General features: G+C 40.4%; 20 protein-coding genes. 4 read left to right on the plus strand and 16 right to left on the minus strand.

Annotation, left to right across the window (positions count from 1 at the left end):
- Positions 1-30: 30 nt before the first annotated feature.
- From AC6CHU_RS19895 to AC6CHU_RS19920, 6 genes are all read right to left on the minus strand, one after another.
- Complete coding sequence (locus AC6CHU_RS19895) at positions 31-411, minus strand: hypothetical protein (protein ID WP_498122646.1); 381 nt, start codon at positions 409-411, stop codon at positions 31-33.
- A 9-nt stretch (positions 412-420) separates the two neighbouring features.
- The gene (locus AC6CHU_RS19900) at positions 421-1209 is read right to left on the minus strand and encodes a methyl-accepting chemotaxis protein (protein WP_498122647.1); all 789 of its coding nucleotides are present in this window, start codon (positions 1207-1209) and stop codon (positions 421-423) included.
- Positions 1112-1771, minus strand: coding sequence for a CHASE3 domain-containing protein (locus tag AC6CHU_RS19905; RefSeq protein ID WP_498122648.1), 660 nt, complete (start codon positions 1769-1771; stop codon positions 1112-1114). The genes AC6CHU_RS19900 and AC6CHU_RS19905 overlap by 98 nt, the downstream gene beginning before the upstream one ends.
- Positions 1772-2072: 301 nt before the next feature.
- Complete coding sequence (locus AC6CHU_RS19910; protein ID WP_498122649.1) at positions 2073-3095, minus strand: VanW family protein; 1023 nt, start codon at positions 3093-3095, stop codon at positions 2073-2075.
- A gap of 167 nt (positions 3096-3262) precedes the next feature.
- Positions 3263-3427 (minus strand): hypothetical protein, encoded by a 165-nt coding sequence (locus AC6CHU_RS19915; RefSeq protein WP_498122650.1) that lies wholly within the window; start codon positions 3425-3427, stop codon positions 3263-3265.
- 16 nt (positions 3428-3443) lie between these two features.
- The gene (locus AC6CHU_RS19920; protein WP_201306592.1) at positions 3444-3587 is read right to left on the minus strand and encodes a hypothetical protein; all 144 of its coding nucleotides are present in this window, start codon (positions 3585-3587) and stop codon (positions 3444-3446) included.
- A 195-nt stretch (positions 3588-3782) separates the two neighbouring features.
- Here AC6CHU_RS19920 and AC6CHU_RS19925 point away from each other — a divergent pair, with 195 nt between their 5' ends.
- Entirely contained in the window at positions 3783-3965 is a 183-nt protein-coding gene (locus AC6CHU_RS19925; RefSeq protein ID WP_159869227.1) for a hypothetical protein, read from the plus strand.
- Positions 3966-4007: 42 nt separating this feature from the next.
- On the opposite strand, the gene fosB is transcribed toward AC6CHU_RS19925, so the two are convergent.
- Both fosB and AC6CHU_RS19935 read right to left on the minus strand, forming a co-directional pair.
- The gene (gene fosB, locus AC6CHU_RS19930) at positions 4008-4430 is read right to left on the minus strand and encodes a metallothiol transferase FosB (protein ID WP_159869224.1); all 423 of its coding nucleotides are present in this window, start codon (positions 4428-4430) and stop codon (positions 4008-4010) included.
- Between the two features lie 127 nt (positions 4431-4557).
- The gene (locus tag AC6CHU_RS19935) at positions 4558-6099 is read right to left on the minus strand and encodes a DHA2 family efflux MFS transporter permease subunit (RefSeq protein WP_159869221.1); all 1542 of its coding nucleotides are present in this window, start codon (positions 6097-6099) and stop codon (positions 4558-4560) included.
- A gap of 186 nt (positions 6100-6285) precedes the next feature.
- Between AC6CHU_RS19935 and AC6CHU_RS19940 the strand changes: the two genes are divergently transcribed.
- Both AC6CHU_RS19940 and AC6CHU_RS19945 read left to right on the plus strand, forming a co-directional pair.
- Entirely contained in the window at positions 6286-7176 is an 891-nt protein-coding gene (locus AC6CHU_RS19940; protein ID WP_498122651.1) for a TetR/AcrR family transcriptional regulator, read from the plus strand.
- 114 nt (positions 7177-7290) lie between these two features.
- A complete protein-coding gene (locus AC6CHU_RS19945; protein ID WP_498122652.1) occupies positions 7291-8781 on the plus strand; it encodes a spore germination protein in 1491 nt (496 codons plus the stop codon).
- A 34-nt stretch (positions 8782-8815) separates the two neighbouring features.
- On the opposite strand, the gene AC6CHU_RS19950 is transcribed toward AC6CHU_RS19945, so the two are convergent.
- Entirely contained in the window at positions 8816-10231 is a 1416-nt protein-coding gene (locus tag AC6CHU_RS19950; protein WP_251283745.1) for an FMN-binding glutamate synthase family protein, read from the minus strand.
- Positions 10232-10364: 133 nt separating this feature from the next.
- On the opposite strand from AC6CHU_RS19950, the gene AC6CHU_RS19955 reads away from it, so the two are divergent.
- Complete coding sequence (locus AC6CHU_RS19955) at positions 10365-10520, plus strand: hypothetical protein (RefSeq protein WP_201306591.1); 156 nt, start codon at positions 10365-10367, stop codon at positions 10518-10520.
- Between the two features lie 75 nt (positions 10521-10595).
- On the opposite strand, the gene AC6CHU_RS19960 is transcribed toward AC6CHU_RS19955, so the two are convergent.
- The 7 genes from AC6CHU_RS19960 to AC6CHU_RS19990 all read right to left on the minus strand — a co-directional run bounded on the left by AC6CHU_RS19960 (position 10596) and on the right by AC6CHU_RS19990 (position 19105).
- On the minus strand, positions 10596-12236 hold the full coding sequence (locus tag AC6CHU_RS19960; RefSeq protein ID WP_498122653.1) for a glycoside hydrolase family 13 protein: 1641 nt from the start codon (positions 12234-12236) through the stop codon (positions 10596-10598).
- Positions 12237-12298: 62 nt separating this feature from the next.
- Complete coding sequence (locus AC6CHU_RS19965) at positions 12299-13984, minus strand: glycoside hydrolase family 13 protein (protein ID WP_159869206.1); 1686 nt, start codon at positions 13982-13984, stop codon at positions 12299-12301.
- A gap of 33 nt (positions 13985-14017) precedes the next feature.
- Positions 14018-14839: a carbohydrate ABC transporter permease gene (locus AC6CHU_RS19970; protein ID WP_035330520.1), complete on the minus strand. Its 822-nt coding sequence runs from the start codon at positions 14837-14839 to the stop codon at positions 14018-14020.
- Positions 14839-15702, minus strand: coding sequence for a carbohydrate ABC transporter permease (locus AC6CHU_RS19975; protein ID WP_251283742.1), 864 nt, complete (start codon positions 15700-15702; stop codon positions 14839-14841). The genes AC6CHU_RS19970 and AC6CHU_RS19975 overlap by 1 nt, the downstream gene beginning before the upstream one ends.
- A gap of 58 nt (positions 15703-15760) precedes the next feature.
- Complete coding sequence (locus tag AC6CHU_RS19980; RefSeq protein WP_251283741.1) at positions 15761-16993, minus strand: ABC transporter substrate-binding protein; 1233 nt, start codon at positions 16991-16993, stop codon at positions 15761-15763.
- An 81-nt stretch (positions 16994-17074) separates the two neighbouring features.
- A complete protein-coding gene (locus AC6CHU_RS19985) occupies positions 17075-18082 on the minus strand; it encodes a LacI family DNA-binding transcriptional regulator (RefSeq protein ID WP_251283740.1) in 1008 nt (335 codons plus the stop codon).
- A gap of 207 nt (positions 18083-18289) precedes the next feature.
- Positions 18290-19105 carry a uroporphyrinogen-III synthase gene (locus AC6CHU_RS19990; RefSeq protein WP_251283739.1) on the minus strand — a complete coding sequence of 272 codons (816 nt, stop codon included), beginning with the start codon at positions 19103-19105 and terminating at the stop codon, positions 18290-18292.
- Positions 19106-19187 lie beyond the last annotated feature (82 nt).

The following is a 19187-nucleotide window of genomic DNA, read 5'->3' on the forward strand; positions in this document are numbered from 1 at the left end:
TCTTAACGGTAATAGGGAAAGAGTAAAAACTTATAATTTGAATTTCGAGACCGCTACCCGTAATTCTTCTGCATGTTTCGCCAGTGAGCCCGCTGATGATGAAACTTCTTCCATGGTTGCGAGCTGCTCTTCTGTTGCGGCAGAAGATTCCTGGGAAGCTGCTGCGTTTTTTTCTGAAATGTCCTGCACATTTGACATGACTTCAATAACCTGAGTGGTCAAGGCTTTCATTTCTTCCACTGAAGAAGAGACTTCTTCGACTTTAAATGTTACATCACAAATTGAATGAGCAATTTCAGTAAAAGCTGCACTTGCTTCCATCGTATCTTCAAGACCATCCTTTACCTGTTCATTCCCTTTACCCATTGCCATAACTGCCTGCTTTGTTTCTTCCTGTATAATCCCTATCATTTGCTGAATCTAAATGGCAGATTGCTTGGAACCCTCTGCCAGTTTTCTGACCTCGTCAGCAACAACCGAAAAGCTTCTGCCATGGTCACCTGCCCTTACAGCTTCAATAGCGGCATTCAGTGCCAGTAAATTTGTCTGCTCTGCTATATTGGTGATGAACTCCACAATATCGCTGATTTCATATGATCGAGATTCCAGCTTATAAATATGCTGAGAAGCACTGCCTTCAGAAGTTTTTATTTTATTCATTTGACTTACAACATTATCGACCGAGTTAGTGCCTTGTTTAGTTAACAATTCAGCCTTTTCCGCTGCTTTAAGCATCAGCTCGCTGCTTGAAGCAATTTGCTCCATTCCGGATGAAATCTCTTGCATTGAAGAAGTTACCTCTCTGAAACGGTGAAGCTGCTGTTCAATGCCAAGAGCATTTTTCTGAGAAATACCTGCTACCTGCCCTGAAGCCAAAGAACTTTCTTCTGCACTTGCAGCAAATTGTTCACTGCTTGATGCAACTTGTTCTGATGTACTTCTTACCTGGCTGACTACAGATCTCAGGTCTTGAGCCATCTTATTTAATGAGGAAATAAACACTCCTATTTCATCCCGGTTTTTTCCTTTTATTGAGGTTTGACTTAAGTCTCCTCCTGCCACTTTGTCTATCGTTGCTGCAGCCATATTAATCGGCCTGGATATCATTCTGCTAATAACATAAGCTATAAGCATGGCAGCAAAAATGGCTGTAATGGTAATTAATAATGTAATTGTCTGAGAACAATTTAACGCCAGCAACAGTTTCATTTATCCCGTCTTCTAATTGCGTTTCATAAAATTTTACAAGCTCGTCCGCTTTTTTGTTAAAATCCTGGCTAACCTGTTTTTCGGAGGTTTCAACTAATGATATGTAAGCATTATTCTTCTCCAGCTTAAACTTAATTTCTTTGTCAATAATGCTCTGGTAGCGTTTTTGAAGCACTTCCAGTTCTCTCGCCAATCCCTTTTCGTTTTTACTGCCAGTTAATTCATTCAGTTTATTAATATGATGTTCCATTCTCTTGCGGGAACTTTCATAGTCACTTAGATATGCATAATCGCCTGTCAGGAGATAGCCGCGGATTCCCCCTGCTTCATTCATCAGCTCCGCCTTCAGTGTTTTCACAAGCATCACTTCTGTGACATTTTCATCTATTAAGCTTTGATAATCCCGGTTTACATTACCGAGTTCATAATTAGAGAAAACGGCTGCAAAACCAAATAATAAAATGACAGACAAAAAGCCGAAGAACAGTTTTTTTGCCACAGATAATTTCATAATCTCCCTCATTTCCAGATAAAATAGGATATCATACTTATAATTTATCATGAACAACCTGGCAATTTAGGTACTTTTTTCCTGGGGTGGCATATTAACAGAAAGTTCTCTTTCTTTCCCCCTATAAAAAAAATGCCGCTAATCCGGCTGGCAGATTAGCGGCAACTATGCAGACCAAAGATCCTTAGGGAGGAGATCTTCTATATCATTGTATTAAAAGCTGCAAGAAAGGTGTGGACAAACCCCTCCGCTATTTGCTTATTTTTAACTAATTGTTATTTCTTGCGTTATAAGTCCTACAACCAGGACAGTCGGCACCTATACTCGAATCATGAAAAAGGTGCCGCCCGCCTTATACGGCTTTCTTCAGTATACCTTCATATTTTTTTGCGGTTCTAATTTCAATTGTTAGAACTCCATTTCCGAAGTGTGCTTTTACAAGCAGGGGAATCCCGGTTGTATTCTCAAACCTGAAATCTTTACCCCCGTAGGATACTGTTGCATCCCTGCCCTTAGGGACATACCCCACCGTCACGGAATGGTGATGTTTTTCCACATAGCTTACTCCAACTTTATCGATTGCATTGAAGAGGGTGGAGGATGTTTGGCAAATACCGCCCCCAATACCCATCACCAGCTTTCCATTAATGGCTTCTTCTGCGGGCTGATATCCATGCGCTTCATCACTGGGTCCCACTGTTGTATTAAATGAAAAATGATCCCCATTGCCAAGAATAATATTATTGATGGCTTCTGCTGAGAGTTCAATGTTTTTGGTCCTGCCTGCCACACCGTTGTTGAAATAAGTGGTATAGGATGCAACGACTACTTCCCCCAAATGTGGAACATCAGCTGGATCATAACCGCTTTCCGACACATAGAGCGGCAATTCAACTTCTCCGCCGCTTACAGAAGCAGCAAAAATTTTATCCACTAATTCGCTTTCTTCCAGTATAATTTCTGGCTGCCCTTTAATAATATTGCCATCAGGACCAAGTTTATCAAGGGTCATCCTTTGGTCATACCCTTTCTTTTCATCTGTTCCTCGCGCTATTTCTTTGGCCCACTGGGCAAGATCTGCCCTATATTTTTCATCGTTATCTCCAAATCCCATTTCAGCAGGACTGAAGGTCTTGAGAACTGCATTTGAATTGGGATCAATGACATTAACCACGACTGGTTTTACTTCTTCCTTTTTTTCTTCCTTTTTGTCCTGCTCCCCTGCCGTCGCCTCCTCTTTAGGCTGTTCTTCTTTAGACTTTTCTACCGCCGCCTTTTTCTCAGGCTCATTGGTGGCGACTTTCCCCGAACAGCCTGCTAATCCCATGAAACAGATAATCAGCAAAATTGAAATTCCCCAGTTTCGCTTGCTCATTTTTCCCCCAGCTTATAGAATATTTTCTTCCTCTCTCTATTTAAGAAGCTGTTGCCATTTTCTATTTGTATTCAATGACGAATTAAGGTATTCCTGCCCTGCGCTAAGTTATAGTTGTACCTTTTTCCTATTTAAAAAACGCCGCATTTAGCAGACGTTTTATCAGCTTATAATCCTCCGCAGCTTGAGGGGTTTTTTTCCTGCTGTTTTCCCTTTGAATAATCTTCCCTTTTCGCAACGGATTCTAAATCATAACCAGTTGAGCTGATTTTCAGCACTTCTTCTGGCGCTTCACCAAATGGTTTTTCATTTCTGCTTTTGTCTCTCTTCATGCTAATCCTCCCTGTTTCACCCTTTTATACCATGAAGCCATTCACTATAACATTCCTTGCAGAGTGTTTCTTCCCGTTCATTATCTGCCATATCAAACGAAATCAGATGCTTTTGTCTGTCCACTATCTCCGCCGCACAATAAAAACACTTTTCATTCATGAAGCAGCCTCCTTATTTGAAAGTGTTTTTATTTTGAGGCCACAGGGTATTTTTTATTCGTGATCTTGGGGTTCATAGAGAGCAGCTTATTTACTTATTGTTCATAATTGACCATGAAAGAAAAGACTTAATTCCTACTTGACTAATCGGATAAATATGAATTAAAATATATTTAACAAAAGGAGGGTTTAATACATGCCATTAAACAGGGAAACATTAATCAGCAAATTATTATCATTATCTAAATTCCAGCAAAATCATAGCTTGTTCAATTTAAGTGACCGGAAGCTGGAAGCTCTGTATTTGGATCATATTTTATTTTCACCTCACCCTCACAGCGGACATCAATCAATCAAATTAGTTGGGAAAAATAGATAATTAGAAAGCCTGCAGATGCTCAGTAAGCATTGCAGGCTTTTTTCATTCAAAAAACTCCATATGTCCTTTTTCTGTTCTATAATAATCCAATCTATCCTTTAATGTTCCTGTATGAAATTCAAATTTATGTCCGTCCGGATCTGTGAAATAAATCGATTTCTTATCCCTTGTGTCCCTGGCACGGCCAGGCAGGATATGCACCTTCAGCTCTTCTAGTTTATTGCACATTTTTTCAAAATCTGTTTCATCGACTGTAAAAGCAACATGTGTATAGGAATGAGCAATTTCATTCCTTGGTATGTTCCGTTCTTCATTCAGGGCAATCCAGATCCCAGCCATATCAAAATATGCAGTCGTTTTGCCCTTTACCAGGAGCTTCGCATTAAATGCCTCTTGATAAAATTGTATCGATCTCTCCAAATCCGAAACTGAATATAAGAAATGATTTATACCCCTAACCGCCATATGTTCTGCCTCCCATATCAGTACTTAAGTAAAATTCTTGCATACCTATTAGACGCCTGGCGGTCCATGTATGTTTCATATCCAATCCAAGCATAAAAAAAGGGAAATCCTCGATTTCCCTTTGCGACTAATTCTTAGCCAATTTTGGTACCATATTTTCCTGCTTTACTTCTTCAACAGGGTCTTCCATAGGAGTTGCACGTTTAATAAAGAAGGCCAGAACAAGTGCAGCTGCAGCAATAAAGGTTGCTACGAAGAAAGCATCGTTAATCCCTTCAAGCATGGCTTTCATTAGAACCTGCTGCTGCATTTCCGCCACTGCAGCTTCCGTCATTTGGCCGCCATTAGCCATAGCCCCGCCTTTCATTGCTTCTTTCGCAATTTCTGCAGCATGTGTTTCTGTTCTTGTTGACATAACTGTTACTAATAAGGCTGTACCTATTGCACCTGCAACCTGGTTCAATGTATTGTTCATAGCAGTTCCATGAGGGTATAAACGTCTTGGCAGCTGGTTTAAACCATTAGTCGAAACAGGCATCATAACCATGGACATCCCAAACATTCTTATAGAATTCAGGATGATTAACTGTGTGTAAGTCGTTTCCAGGGTTAATCTGCTGAAAATATAGGTGGTTGCAACTATTATGGCCAAACCTGTAATCGCTAAAATCCGGCCGCCGATTTTATCGAATAGCTTTCCTGTTAATGGAGACATAACAGCCATCACAATAGCACCTGGAAGCATCATTAATCCTGCATCCAGCGGTGAAATGCCACGAAGTGTCTGAACATAAATCGGAATTAGAATCATTCCGGAGAACAGTGCCATATTAACCGTCATGGCGATGGCAGAAGACAGTGCAAACATAGGATATTTATAAACGCCAAAGTTTAGCATCGGGCGGTCACTTTTAGTCTGCCTTAAGATAAACCATATTAAAGAAATAACACCAATCACAATCGTTAAATAGACATGCGGACTATCCCATCCCTTATTTCCTGCAGAGCTGAAGCCATAAAGAATTCCGCCAAATCCTGCACTTGAAAGAATGAGCGAAAATACGTCCATACGGATATTTACTTTTTCCTTCTTATCTTTAAGTAACACAGCTCCCAGCACCAGAATAACTCCCGCTAGTGGAGATAGAAAGTGGAAAAGCATTCTCCAATCATAATGTTCGACAATCCACCCTGACAGAGTCGGGCCAATTGCAGGGGCAAACATTAAGATTAAACCAAATACACCCATAGCAGCCCCGCGCTTTTCAACCGGGAAACTGATCAGCATGACATTCATTAACAGCGGCATCATGATGGCAGACCCTGAAGCCTGCAGCATTCTGCCACCCAGCAGAATTGGGAATTCATGCGCAACCCCTGCGACAAGCGTACCAAGTGTAAATAAGCCCATTGCCACAATAAATAACCTGCGGACTGTATATTTTTCAATTAAAAAGGCAGTAGCCGGGATCAAGATACCATTAACCAGCATAAAACCGGTAGTCAGCCACTGCACTGTTGCCGCTTCTATTTCTAAATCTGTCATAATAGATGGCAATGCAATATTAAGCAATGTATTATTCAAAAAGGCAATGAATGCCCCGATCATTAAAACAGCAAGTATTCCATAAGGAGCCCGGTCTGTTTTATTATTTATTGCTTGTTCCATTATTTTTCCTCCTGTACACTCAGTTCATTCTTTTATACTCGTGTTACACACAAATCATATAATATACTATGAGTTCAATTTTTGCAACAAAAAAATCCTTGTAAAATAGAGGGTTTGTGTAAATTAATTCATTGAGGTACTATTAAGTTATACACATAGTTCAAATAAAATGACAGGTGATTATATATGAATAACAGGAAAATGCATGTTATACAAAAAGCACATCACTTATTCCTGGAAAAAGGTTTTCAGGCAACATCCATTCAGGATATTTTAGATTACAGCGGGATTTCTAAGGGCACTTTCTATAACTATTTTTCTTCAAAAAACGAACTGCTTATTTCCATTTTTAAAACATTGCATGAAAAAATGGAATCAGAACGCAATAAACTTCTTATTGGCCAGAGCCCAAGCAGCTTGGAGGTATTCACTCAGCAGATTGAACTGCAAATGAATATGAATCGGACCAATAAGCTGGTTGCCCTTTTTGAAGAAGTCCTTGTTTCAAATGACCCTGAACTCAAGCAGTTTATTAAAGAAGGACAGCTTAGAATGGTGGATTGGATTTTTGGACGGTTTATCGAAATTTTTGGGGAAGATAAGAAGCCATATCTACTGGATTGTGCCGTTATGTTCCTTGGCATCCTCCATCATAACGTAAAATACTATACTAAATTCTTTGAATTCTCTTCAAGCATTAATCCGGTGGTCCGCTATAGTGTAGAAAGGATAAGGAAGGTCGTTGAAGAGGTAAGTTCAGCCGGTGACTATCTGCTGAAGCCTGAGCTTATTGAAAACAGATTTCGAAATAAAGATCATGGTAATTTGTATATTCTCTGCAAATCCATATTGACCTTAAAGAAGTCCATCAAGCAGAAAGAACAGAACGATTGCATGGAGCTTCTGGACTTTATTCAGGAAGAGATGGTTCATTCGAAAAAACCAAGGAAATTCCTCATAGAGAGCGCACTTCACTCTTTGAGCATGTGTATCGCATTTATGGATGCCAAAGAATTTGAGAATCTTGAAAAGCTGGTTTCTTCCTGCTTTATGCCTCGGGAGGAAGAACCGGTATAAAACCCAAGCCTGCCCCAATGGAGCAGGCTTTTTTGCTATTTCCCCTGTTCATTCATAATCTTTCCAAAAACGGAAACACTACACTTAAAGCCGAAACAAACTGGTGATTGCGGAATGGAAAAAATGTTAAAAAAGAAGAGACCTGTGTCTGAAGTCGAACTTGAGGAGCTTGAAAAGTCGCTTTCACGGTCTCATGATTTTCAAAAAGTACATTATAGCAATAGACAAACTGGGCTCTGTTTTTCCTTTACTTATTACAAAACACTGACTGACCAAAAGATGATCACCAAAAGTTTGCTCCCTCAGCTTCTTCAGGGTAATTTCAACAAAATAGATAATTTGAAGAGGCTTTTGCCATCTGCAAGCATTCAAATTTGCGAAGATCTTTCAAATGCTGAATATTTGCTATTAAATGGCTATGTGATGATTACAACCAAAACTGAGAATAATAAAGCAGCTTTTATGGCTGCTAAATGTTCTTATGTAAGGGAGCTGACACACCCTGAAGTCGAGCAAACCGTTATTGGAGCAAAGGAGGCCTTTGTCGAGTCACTGCAGAATAATCTGAATTTAATCCGCAAAAGGTTGCCCACCTCTGAACTGATCATTGAGGAATATTTTATCGGCAGCATTTCCAGAACAGTTGTGGCGGTTCTCTATATAGAGGGAATCACGAATGCAGATTATGTCAGCAAGGTTAAAGAAAGAATCGACAATATCGATTTTGATGAAATTACTGACAGTTCCCATATTGCACAGTTTATTTCAGATAATAAGAACTCTCCTTTCCCGCAGGTGCTGGATACAGAAAGACCAGACAGGGCAGCTGCTGTCCTTGCTGAAGGAAAAGTCGTGATCGCCGTAGACGGGTCACCGCATGTGCTGATTACCCCTACAACGTTTTCTGAATTCTTCAGTTCCTTTGAAGATTATTTTATAAATTGGACTATCGCTTCTTTCGCAAGAATATTGCGGGCCTTTTCTGTTATTTTTTCAATACAGATTACGTCCATATATGTTGCAACGCTGACTTATCATATGGAGCTTATCCCCACGGATTTGTTAGGAACACTAGTGACTTCAAGACAGCATATTCCTATGCCGCCTTTCTATGAAGCCTTAATTCTCGAACTGGTAATAGAGCTTTTAAGAGAAGCTGGAGCCAGATTGCCCACAAAAGTAGGCCAGACAATCGGTATCGTGGGCGGGATTGTCATTGGGACAGCATCTGTGCAGGCAGGGCTGACAAGTAATGTCCTGTTAATCATTATCGCACTGGCAGCTCTTGCCTCTTTTACAACACCAGTTTACAAAATGAATAATTCGATCCGATTTCTAAGATTCCCGTTTTTATTTTTTGCCACATTATGGGGTTTTGTAGGAGTGCTTTTCTGTTCCTGTATTTTGTTAACTCATATGATCAGGCTAACATCACTCGACAGACCTTTTTTGGAGCCGTTTTATCCACCCAGGTATCGGGACTTGAAAGACTCATTTATCAGATTTCCGTTTCAGCCATTAAGGCCAGTTTATTTAAGAACGCAAAATCCGCATAGGTTTCAGCCTCAGAAAAAATCAAAAGTAAAGAAAGATATTGATGAGTAACAACGAAAGCCTGGCTACATATGCCAGGCTTTCATTATGCCTTAGTTGATTTATCCTCCCATGGTTCAAAGGAAAAAGGGATTCCGATCATTTTTGCTGTGAGTTCATTATAAGATACAAGATCTTTCCTGGATAATTCTTTTAATGACTTTTTCCCCATGGCTCTAAGCGCCAGTTTGATTTCCTCAGTGCTTGCGGTCAAGAACTTTTCCGCCGACTTAGCACCATCTTCTGTTTTGAATACATCTGTGAACTTCCCCTCGTTCCATACAGCCTGTGTTGGAGGTTCAAAAGGAAGTGCATTCAGGGTTTGTGTATGAGACACAGTAAACAGCATAACAGATCCCAGATATACCGCATCTGCTCCAAGTGCCAGAACTTTTAAAAAATGTCCGGGGGTAAAAAGTCCGCCAGAAACAATTAAGCTGATATCCCCCTTCTTTTTTCTTTTTTCAAGATGGTTCGAGGCACGCGTGATAGCATGAAGGGTTGGTATACCAAAATCATCTGCCAATAAGGGAGGTGCACCAACAGATGCGCCCTGTCCGCCATCAACTGCAATAAAATCTACACCTATTTCGATTAAATGATCAATGTCTTCTTCTATCTTACCCCCTGCCCCTATTTTTGCACCGATTGGAACACCTCCTGACATTTTTCGTAGCTCATCCACCAGTTCCTTTAAATCCTTCAATGTCTGTTTTTCAAAAAAGTGTTCCATTATATGGGCAGTTTCATCTTCCTTTAACCCCATGACTTCTCTTGCACGACCTGTTAAATTTTCTGGGGAGATGTTTCCGCCCATTCCCAATGTAGCTCCCTGACCCAGCTTAATTTCAATCATGTCCGCCCTTTTAATAGTCTTCTCTTCCTTGCCCCACTCCGTCTTAGAAAATTGGAGAATGTATTTCCCGGCACTTTCAAGCTCCTCGGGCAGAATTCCGCCTTCACCGGAATTTATGGCCGTTCCAGTATTCTTGGCAGCTGTTGCTAATGCGATTTTTACTTGCTCACTAAGAGCAATTCCATAGGCCATACCACTGATCATCAGTGGAATTTTAATCTTCATCGGTTTTTTCGCTTTTGGACCAATTGTCACTTTCACATCAACGTCTTCGTCACCATCAATGGGAAAAGGTGAAGTTTGTGCTGGGATAAATGTAATTTCATCAAGGTGCGGCCATTTTTTCGATGAGCCAAATGGGCGATGCAGCACATCTCCAGTTTCCGCACGCAGGTTATTTTCAAGCGCATTTTGAATGCCCAAATGCCTGAAACCTGGAATCAGCTCAATAATGTTTTCCTGATAGCTGTCTGTCATTATGATCTTTCCAGCCTGCTTTACTGCCCGCTTCATGAACCAGCGCCAGCCGTAAATTAACATAAATAGTAAAAAAATATACATTAAGGAAATCAGTGCCAGTATTGCAAATATTAATATTTTAGTCATTGGTTTTCTCCATAGATCTTTTAAATTCCATTATTTCCATTGCAAGGGAATTTAACCTTTGACTTTCCGGTTTTCGGAATAATAACCATGCGGGAGGCAAATTCTATGTAAAAATATAAAATGAGGTGAATTGATGGACAGTCGTGAGAATGATCGACCGTATAATATTGATAAAGAAAAACAAGTTAATGGAAGTCTGCTTGAATCTATGATGGAGCCTATGGACCAGCTTTCCAAGGTTCCTCCCGAAAAAACAGACCCCAGAACCAGTGCTGGAGAGAAGAATTAAAAATGAAGAAAGCCGGCTTTTCAAATGCCGGCTTTTATTTTTATATGGAGTATCAGACCTGATTCACTTACCTTCTTAATTCAGCTGCTTATTATGTCTTTGAATCTCATAAATTCTCGCTTCATGCGGGAGCATTATTTCTTGATTCTCTACCGTGTCCCTTCTGTAATTTGCGAGAATCAGTTCCCGATTTGGAAAGCCATCAAAGTTGAACGTCTGCTCCTCGTCACAATGGTTTAAAACAATCAGCCAGGTTATATCATTATAGGAGCGTGTAAATACATATAAATGTTCATCATCTGGCAATAGATCCTTATAATCCCCGTATACCATAACCTCGTTTTGTTTTCTTAATTCAATCAGCTTTTTGTAGAAATAAAAGATAGAGTTTGGATCACTCAGAGCTGCTTCAGCGTTAATCTCCTTATAATTCGGATTCACTTTGATCCATGGTTCTCCAGCAGAAAAGCCAGCGTTAATGCTGTCATTCCACTGCATCGGTGTCCTAGAATTATCGCGGCTCAAAAGCAATAGACTTTCAAAGACTTCCTTTGGATCCCGCCCTTTAGAAACTTCTTCATGATATTTGTTCTTCATGGCAATGTCATTGTAGTCTTCAATCGAATCAAATTTCACACCTGTCATGCCAAATTCTTCGCCCTGATAGATATAAGGAGTCCCAGGTAATGTATGAATCATTGCCGCTAGAAGCTTTGCAGATTGGTCTCGAAACTGGCCATCATTTCCATAGCGGGTTACCTGTCTTGTGTGATCATGGTTGTTGAGGAATTGCGAATTCCAACCCTTATGCTTAAGGCCCTCATACCAGCTTGTTTGGATTTCCTTAAATCTGAGCATGTCCCATACCGGCATTTCATCTGCTACCTGAAAGTGGAACAGTGTGTTTAATTCATTCCGGCTTTCATTCACATAGAGCAATCCCTCTTCCGGTGAAACAAACGGAATCTCGCCGACAGTCATCACATCATAATGCTGAAGAACTTCCTGGTTCATTTCCTGAAGATAATCATGGATACCCGGATTATTGGCGAGATAGCTAATATCATAAGGATTCTCTGCATTAGATAAATCTTCTTTTTTGGCTAGTAAATTAATCACATCCATTCGAAACCCGTCGATGCCTTTATCCAGCCAGAAGCGCATCATTTTGTAGATTTCCTGGCGCAATTCGGGATTTTCCCAATTTAGATCAGGCTGCTCGACTGCAAAGGAATGATAATAGTACTGTCCTGTTGCTTTGTCCCATTCCCAGCAGGAAGGAGCAAAATAGGATCGCCAGTTATTTGGCTCCCTGCCATCCTTTGGATCCTTCCAAATATACCAATCTCTTTTCGGATTATCCTTTGAGGAAAGTGATTCCAAAAACCAGGGATGCTGGTCAGAAGTATGGTTCACAACCAGGTCCATAATGACCTTCATTCCGCGCTGGTGAATTTCATGAATTAGATCATCAAAGGCAGCCATATCACCGGCTTTTTCCATAATTCCATAATAATTTGAAATATCATAGCCATTATCCCGGTCTGGTGACTGATAAAAAGGATTCAGCCAAATCACATCAATGCCAAGGTTCTTGATATAATCAAGCTTTTCGATTATTCCTCTTAAATCACCATAGCCGTCACCATTGGAATCATTAAAGCTTCTCCAGTAAATTTGATAAACAACAGCTTCTTTCCACCACTTTTTATTCACAGAGACCACCTCATTATTATCAATTCTTGTAAAAAAGGGCCCCAAAACAGGCCCTATCTTTATTATTTCTTTAAGCGATACACTCTAGCTTCATACGGCTTAAGTGTCAGGCTATCAATTTCTTCATTTTCATCTGCGGTCAGGTTTGATACCAGAAGTTCCTTAGACGAATAATGGATATGTTCCGGAAGCTTAAAGTCAGGTGTTCCTTCACTGAAGTTGCAGATCACAAGCAGCTGATCATCACCCAGAGTTCGTGTGAAAGCAAAAATCTGCTCATCCTCTTCCATTATTAAATCAAATGTTCCATAAACAATTACTTCATTTTGCTTCCTAAGCTGAATCAGCTTCTTATAAAAATGGAAGATTGAGTCTTCATCTTCTAAAACTGCTTCTGCGTTAATTCTTTTATAATTAGGATTTACGCTGATCCAAGGGGTTCCTTCTGAGAAGCCTGCATTCGGGCTGGCATCCCACTGAACAGGCGTTCTCGCATTGTCCCGGCCTCTCTCATGAATGCCTTTAAAAATTTCATCATGTGTTAAGGAATCCGGTGTAAGATCACGGTATGCATTCAGCGTTTCTATATCACGGTAATCATTGATATCATTGAACTTTACGTTTGTCATGCCGATTTCCTCGCCCTGGTAAATATAAGGCGTCCCCTGCATCATATGAAGGCATGCAGCAATCATTTTACCGGAAATTACGCGGTATTCTTCTGAATCATTTCCCCATCTGGAGATGGCACGGGGCTGGTCATGATTACTCCAATACAAACTGTTCCAGCCATCTTCTTCAAGACCCTTTTGCCACTTGTTGAAAATCTTTTTCAGATCAGTCAATTTCCAGGGGCGTGGATCCCATTTGCCATATTGCCCATCCCCAAGACCCACATGTTCAAAATGAAACACCATATTTAATTCATTTCTGTCCCGGCCAGTGTAGAGCTTGCCTTCATCAACTGTTACACCAGGCATTTCGCCAACCGTAATAGTATCATACGGGCTAAGGGCCTCTTTGTTCATTTCCTGCAGGAACTCATGAATTCTCGGACCATTCATATAATACTTGCTGCCATCCCCATATTTATGGCCTTCCCGGATCTCTCCCTGAGGATAGCTGGTATCTTTTGAAATGAAATTTACGACATCCATGCGGAATCCATCAATGCCTTTATCCAGCCAAAAGCGCATCATTTCATACACTTCATTTCTAAGGACAGGGTTTTCCCAATTTAAGTCAGGCTGTTTTTTGCTGAACAGATGCAGGTAATATTCTCCGGTTTGTTCATCATATTCCCATACACTGCCGCCAAACGCTGCTCCCCAATTAGTAGGAGGTTCGCCATTATCCGTCTTTTTCCAGATATAATAATCCCGATAGGGGTTGTCTTTTGATTTTCTCGATTCTTTAAACCACTGGTGTTCATCGCTTGAGTGGTTAACAACGAGGTCCATCATAATTTTAATGCCGTATTCATGCGCTTTTGCCAGCATGCCGTCAAAGTCTTCCATGGTTCCGAACTCATCCATAATATTACGGTAATCTGAGATATCATAGCCATTGTCATCATTAGGAGATTTGTAAACGGGGGATAGCCAGATGACATCGATCCCCAATTCCCCTAAATATGGAATTTTTTCAGTGATTCCGTTGATATCGCCAATCCCGTCACCATTTGAATCATTAAAGCTTCTTGGGTAGATTTGATAAATAACGCTTTCTTTCCACCAGGTTTTGTTCAATTCATACAACTCCCATCAAAAAAGTATTCTCTATTATTTGATTGAACCCTTCATCACACCGCTTATAATCCATTTTTGGGCAAAGATGTACACAATTATCATTGGAGCAAGTGCCATTAAATAGGAGGCAAATGCCAAATTATAATCTGTGCTGAATTGGCCCTGGAAAATATATTGAACAAGCGGCAAAGTAGCCATTTCTCGGTCGCTCAGCAGAACAAGCGGAAGCATGAAATCATTCCATGCACCAAGACTCGTAATAATTGCAACTGTTGCATTCATAGGTGCCAGCAGCGGGAAAATGACCTTCCAGAAGACACCCCATGTGGTTGCTCCGTCCATAATAGCCGCTTCTTCCAATTCAACTGGAATGGCACGAATGTAGCCGATATAGATAAACACATTAAAAGAAAGATTGAAAACAATATACAAAATGATTAATCCAACCAGATTATCCATTCCCCATGCACTGGTCTGTTTGACAAGAGGCAGCATGATGATGGGAAAAGGAATAAACATCGCACTTAAAAAATAGAAGTATAGGAACTTATAAAACTTCTTATGAAGGTTTCTCGCGATGGCATAAGATACCAGTGAGTTCGTTAGCACTGTAAAAATGACAACAAATATTGTAACAAATGCACTATTTTTAAACGCATTAAAGAAATTAGTCATTTCGATTGCCTGTGCAAAGTTGTCAAACGACCATGATTTTGGTAGAGCGAGCAAATTCCCTGCCATTTCAGGCGGTGTTTTAAACGCAATGGTAATGGTTAAATACAGTGGAAAAAGAATGAGCAATGAACCTAAGATTAATAGAGTAGTGACTAGCCAGCTCGTTTTTTTGCGATTCATTAGTTTTCCACCTCTCTTTTATTTAAGAATTTCAGCTGAATAACAGAAAAGACGATGATGACGATAAAGTATATAACCGCATTGGCTGATTGATAGGCAAACTCTCCGCCTTCAAATCCTCCCCGGTAAATAAGCAGGGAGATCGATTCGGTTGACTTTCCCGGGCCCCCGCCAGTAAGGGCAACAATCTGATCAAATACCATCAGAAAGTTCTTCAAAGACAGAACCATATTAATGGTGAAAAAAGGTGCTATCAGCGGAAACGTAATTTTCCAGAACTTTGTCCAGACACCTGCACCATCAATGCTTGCCGCCTCATACAAATCCTCTGAAATTGTAACCAGCCCCGCAAGATACAAAATAGTATTAAATGACACAGCCTGCCAAACGGCTACAATAACAATCCCGATCCATGCAAGGTCCGGATTTCCAAGAATATTTCGAGTAAGAAATTCCCATCCGAATGCATCGCCAATCTGCGGCAGGAAATGAGCAAATATAAAATTAAAGATAAAGCCAACAATCAAAATACTCAGAATGTAAGGCAAGAAGTAGACTGCCCGAAGCGTTCTGTGAAACTTAATCTTGGAGTTTAGCCCGATGGCCACAAGAAGGCTAATAATATTGACCAAAATGGTCGCAACAATGGCAAATTTAAAAGTAAATAAGTAAGCATCTCCTGCACGTTCATCTTTAAAAACGTTAAGGTAGTTTTTTAATCCTACAAAATTCCAATCTCCATATCCTTTCCAATCCGTAAAGCTGTAAAAAATCCCCTGCAAAGCGGGAAAGCTGTGGAAAATGAAGAAAAGAAGGAAAGCGGGTATCGTGATGATGAGAAACACACTGTTTTTCTTTTTCATATTGACAACTCCTTTTTAGAAAGCCAGGAAATCTCAAGAGATTCCCTGGCCTGTGCCATTAACGGTTTTGAACTTTTTCCCACTCGCTGTCCATTTTCTTCAGGAACTTTTCTTTATCTTTCTTGATCAGAAATTCCTGAACAAGGTTTTCAGCTCCCATGCCTGCAGGATAATAATGATCAGGGAAGCTTGTAATTGTTCCATTTTCAAAGTTGGCTTTGATTCCTTCAAAGACTGGATCTTCCTGGTAAACTCCTTCAATGGCAGAGAAAGCTTTCTGCTCGTCAATGTAGGTTTTAGCAGTGTCTTTATTCATCATAAATTCAACAAACTTCATCGCTTCTTCTTTATGCTCAGTTTCATTGCTGACTGCTAAAAGAACATCTACACCTGAAACAAGTTTGTTTTGTGCAGGTTCGTTAGTAACAGGCATTGGGAATACTCCAAGTTCCATATCTGGATTTGCTTTAAGTATTTCAGGGATTGCCCAGTTGCCTTGCAGATAGAAAACAGACTTGCCGGCCGCAAATGCATTGTTTCCATCCCCATATGCAACACCCATATTGTCTTTGTGGCCATATTGGACTAATGCAGCCATCTTGTCTGCAACTTCATCATACTTTTCTTTGAATGATGTTTCACCGGCATCTTTCTTTTCGGCAAAGTCTTCTCCAGCAACATTAGCACCAAGAGAGTTCCACGCGATCATGCCAGTCCAGGCATCTTTCAGCGTAAAGTAGATCGGTATGTCACCAGCAGCTTTCACCTTTTCAAGACTGGCGATGAATTCATCCCAGGTTGTCGGGACTTCAAGGCCATGTTCTTCAAACTTTGCTTTGTTATAAATTACGGCATTAGCATTTGTGGCATACGGAAGACCGAAAGTGCCTTCTTCTTCAGGTCCAACCAGGCGATTGATCATATCGATATAGGATGGCTGAACTGTTTTAGCTAAATCTGTTCCTGAAAAATCCTCAAGAACGCCTGCACGGCCAAGCTCGCCGTAGGTAGCATTACCAGCGATAGACATGATGTCAGGAAGATCGTTTTTAGTCAGGCGTGTTTTCAAAACCGTTTCTGCTTCCGGAGGTGCATCCAATTTAATCTTAATATCAGGATTTTCCGCTTCGAATTCTTTAATCAATCCTTTGTATGTTTCGATGCTTTCTGATTTATTAGAGAACAGCTCAAGCGTTACTTTACCATCGTCACTGCCATCAGATGAACATCCAGCCAGTAAAGATGCTCCTAAAGTTAATGCCATCACACCTGCAGTCATTTTTTTAAACATGGTATATCCCCCTATGTGGTTTTTGTATAATAGCTCAGTTACGTAAACGTTTACGTAACTGAGCTGAGAAAAAGAGAGCTATTATTTTCTCTCTTTCACACTCATTCTTTCTATGATTTTGTGCTGCATTATCCGGCTTTCCGGAGTTTCGCCTGTTTCTAGGATTGAAAAAAGCATTTCTGCTGCAGCTTCACCCATTTTTGCCAGAGGCTGTCCTACTGTCGTAAGTGGAGGGGTGGACATTTCAGCAAGTTTCAAGTTGTCATACCCTATCACTGAAATTTCGTCTGGGACTCTTATTCCCATTTGATATGCGGCTGATAATGCACCTATTGCTATTTCATCACTTGCTGCAAATATTGCCGTTACATCTGGAAACTGTTCGATAAGACTTTTAAAACCCTCAACACCATAAGGGAAGGTAAATCCCCTGCCGAAGACAATATTATCAGAACCCAGAGGTATATTATGATCTGACAGAGCCTTTTTAAAGCCCTCAATCCTCGGAATCCCCGCGATGATATCATCCTTGTTACCGCTTATCATTCCAATTCTGGTATGACCCTTATCGATTAAATGCTTAGCTGCTGCATATGCTGCATGAAAATCATTGACCTTTACGAAAGGCAAAGGGTAAGCATAGGACTCTGTCGAAAGCAGAACCATCGGCATCCTGGTTTTGATCACAAATTTATAATATTCCTCTTTTAATATTTCGCTGGCAAATATAATTCCGTCTACCCTTTTCTCGGTAAGCAGCTGGAGATATTTCATCGTTTTTTCGCCATTTGATTCTGTATGACAGACAATCACGCTGGAACCGTTATCATTTGCGGCCTTTTCAATTCCATCCAGCAGATCGGTAACCAGTGAGCTCGAAAGCTTTGGGAAAAGCACCCCTATTGTATGGGTTCTCTTATTAATTAATCCCCTTGCCACTGCATTAGGCTGATAGCCCAGTTCTTCAATTACTTTTAGAACCTTGCTTTTTGTTTTTTCTGAATAACCTCCCTGGCCATTTAAGATCCTGGATACTGTTGCAATAGAGACATTTGCCTTTTTAGCAACATCTTTGATGGTATAGGACATATCCCACCTGCTTTAAGAAACTGATTTTTGTTACGAAAACGTTTACGTTGTAATATTATCACGATGTGTAAGCCTTTTCAATATTTTTTTATGACTTTTTTGAAATTTGTATATACAAGAATACAATAAAAGGAGCCTAAAAGGCCCCTTATAAAATAATCAGTGCTTTATTAGCATATTCGTTTAATAACTTTAACAACTTAGCCCTTAAGTACCTTCTTCACTGCTAAAATAACGGGCAAGTTCAATCACGGAACTCCCTATCCTTTCGACTTCAGGAAAAATAACTCGTGAAATCCCCTCCTCAAATAAAGCCTGAGCAGTTACTTTCCCAACCGACAATGCTACAGTCCGTCCTGAAAAACAGACTTTCAATTGTTCTTTAGCATTTCTCTCCCGTGCGAAGCTGAATAGATTCCGTACTTGAGGTGTACTTGTGAAAAAAACAGAATCGAGCTCTCCATCAAGGAGCTCTGACAGCAGCTGACTCATCACTTTTTCCTCTGGAGGAATATGGATATAAGGTAGAATATCTTCGTAGTCCGCCTGATTTTCTTCCAGCCATTGTTTTAGTTGCGGTGCCGGGTCCCCGTGAAGCTGCAGAGCTACTTTCGAGCCTTTCAATGGATATGCTGAGAGCTCCCGCATTAACCCTGCCATACTTCCGTCATCATCCCGCACTGCAGGTAAGATTTCAAGCCTTTTCAGAGAGTTGGCGGTTTTGTATCCCCTTGCTGCAATTTTTGTTTTTTGCAGGCTGCTGATCAGCGCATCACTCCTATTCATGTCAAAAGAAGTTTGATAAATGGTTTCGACACCTATGCCTGTTGTAAAGATAACCCAATCGAAGCTGCCCTCAATCAGCATTTCTACATGATCCTTAAGTTTATCATCCTTCAGCAAGGCGGTTCCCTGTGCAGGCCTGCTGACTGCAACCCCACCCTGATTCTGTACTAACTTGCTGATTTCATCTATTTTCCGTGAACCTAAAAGCGCAATTTTTTTGCCGGCAAGCTTTTTCATTTTTTACTCCCCCTCGGTATGAATCTCTTTATGTATCATTATAGAATATGTAATTCCATAAAACAGCGTTTAGCACATTAAG

The organism is Cytobacillus sp. GQ23 (genome assembly GCF_059758675.1).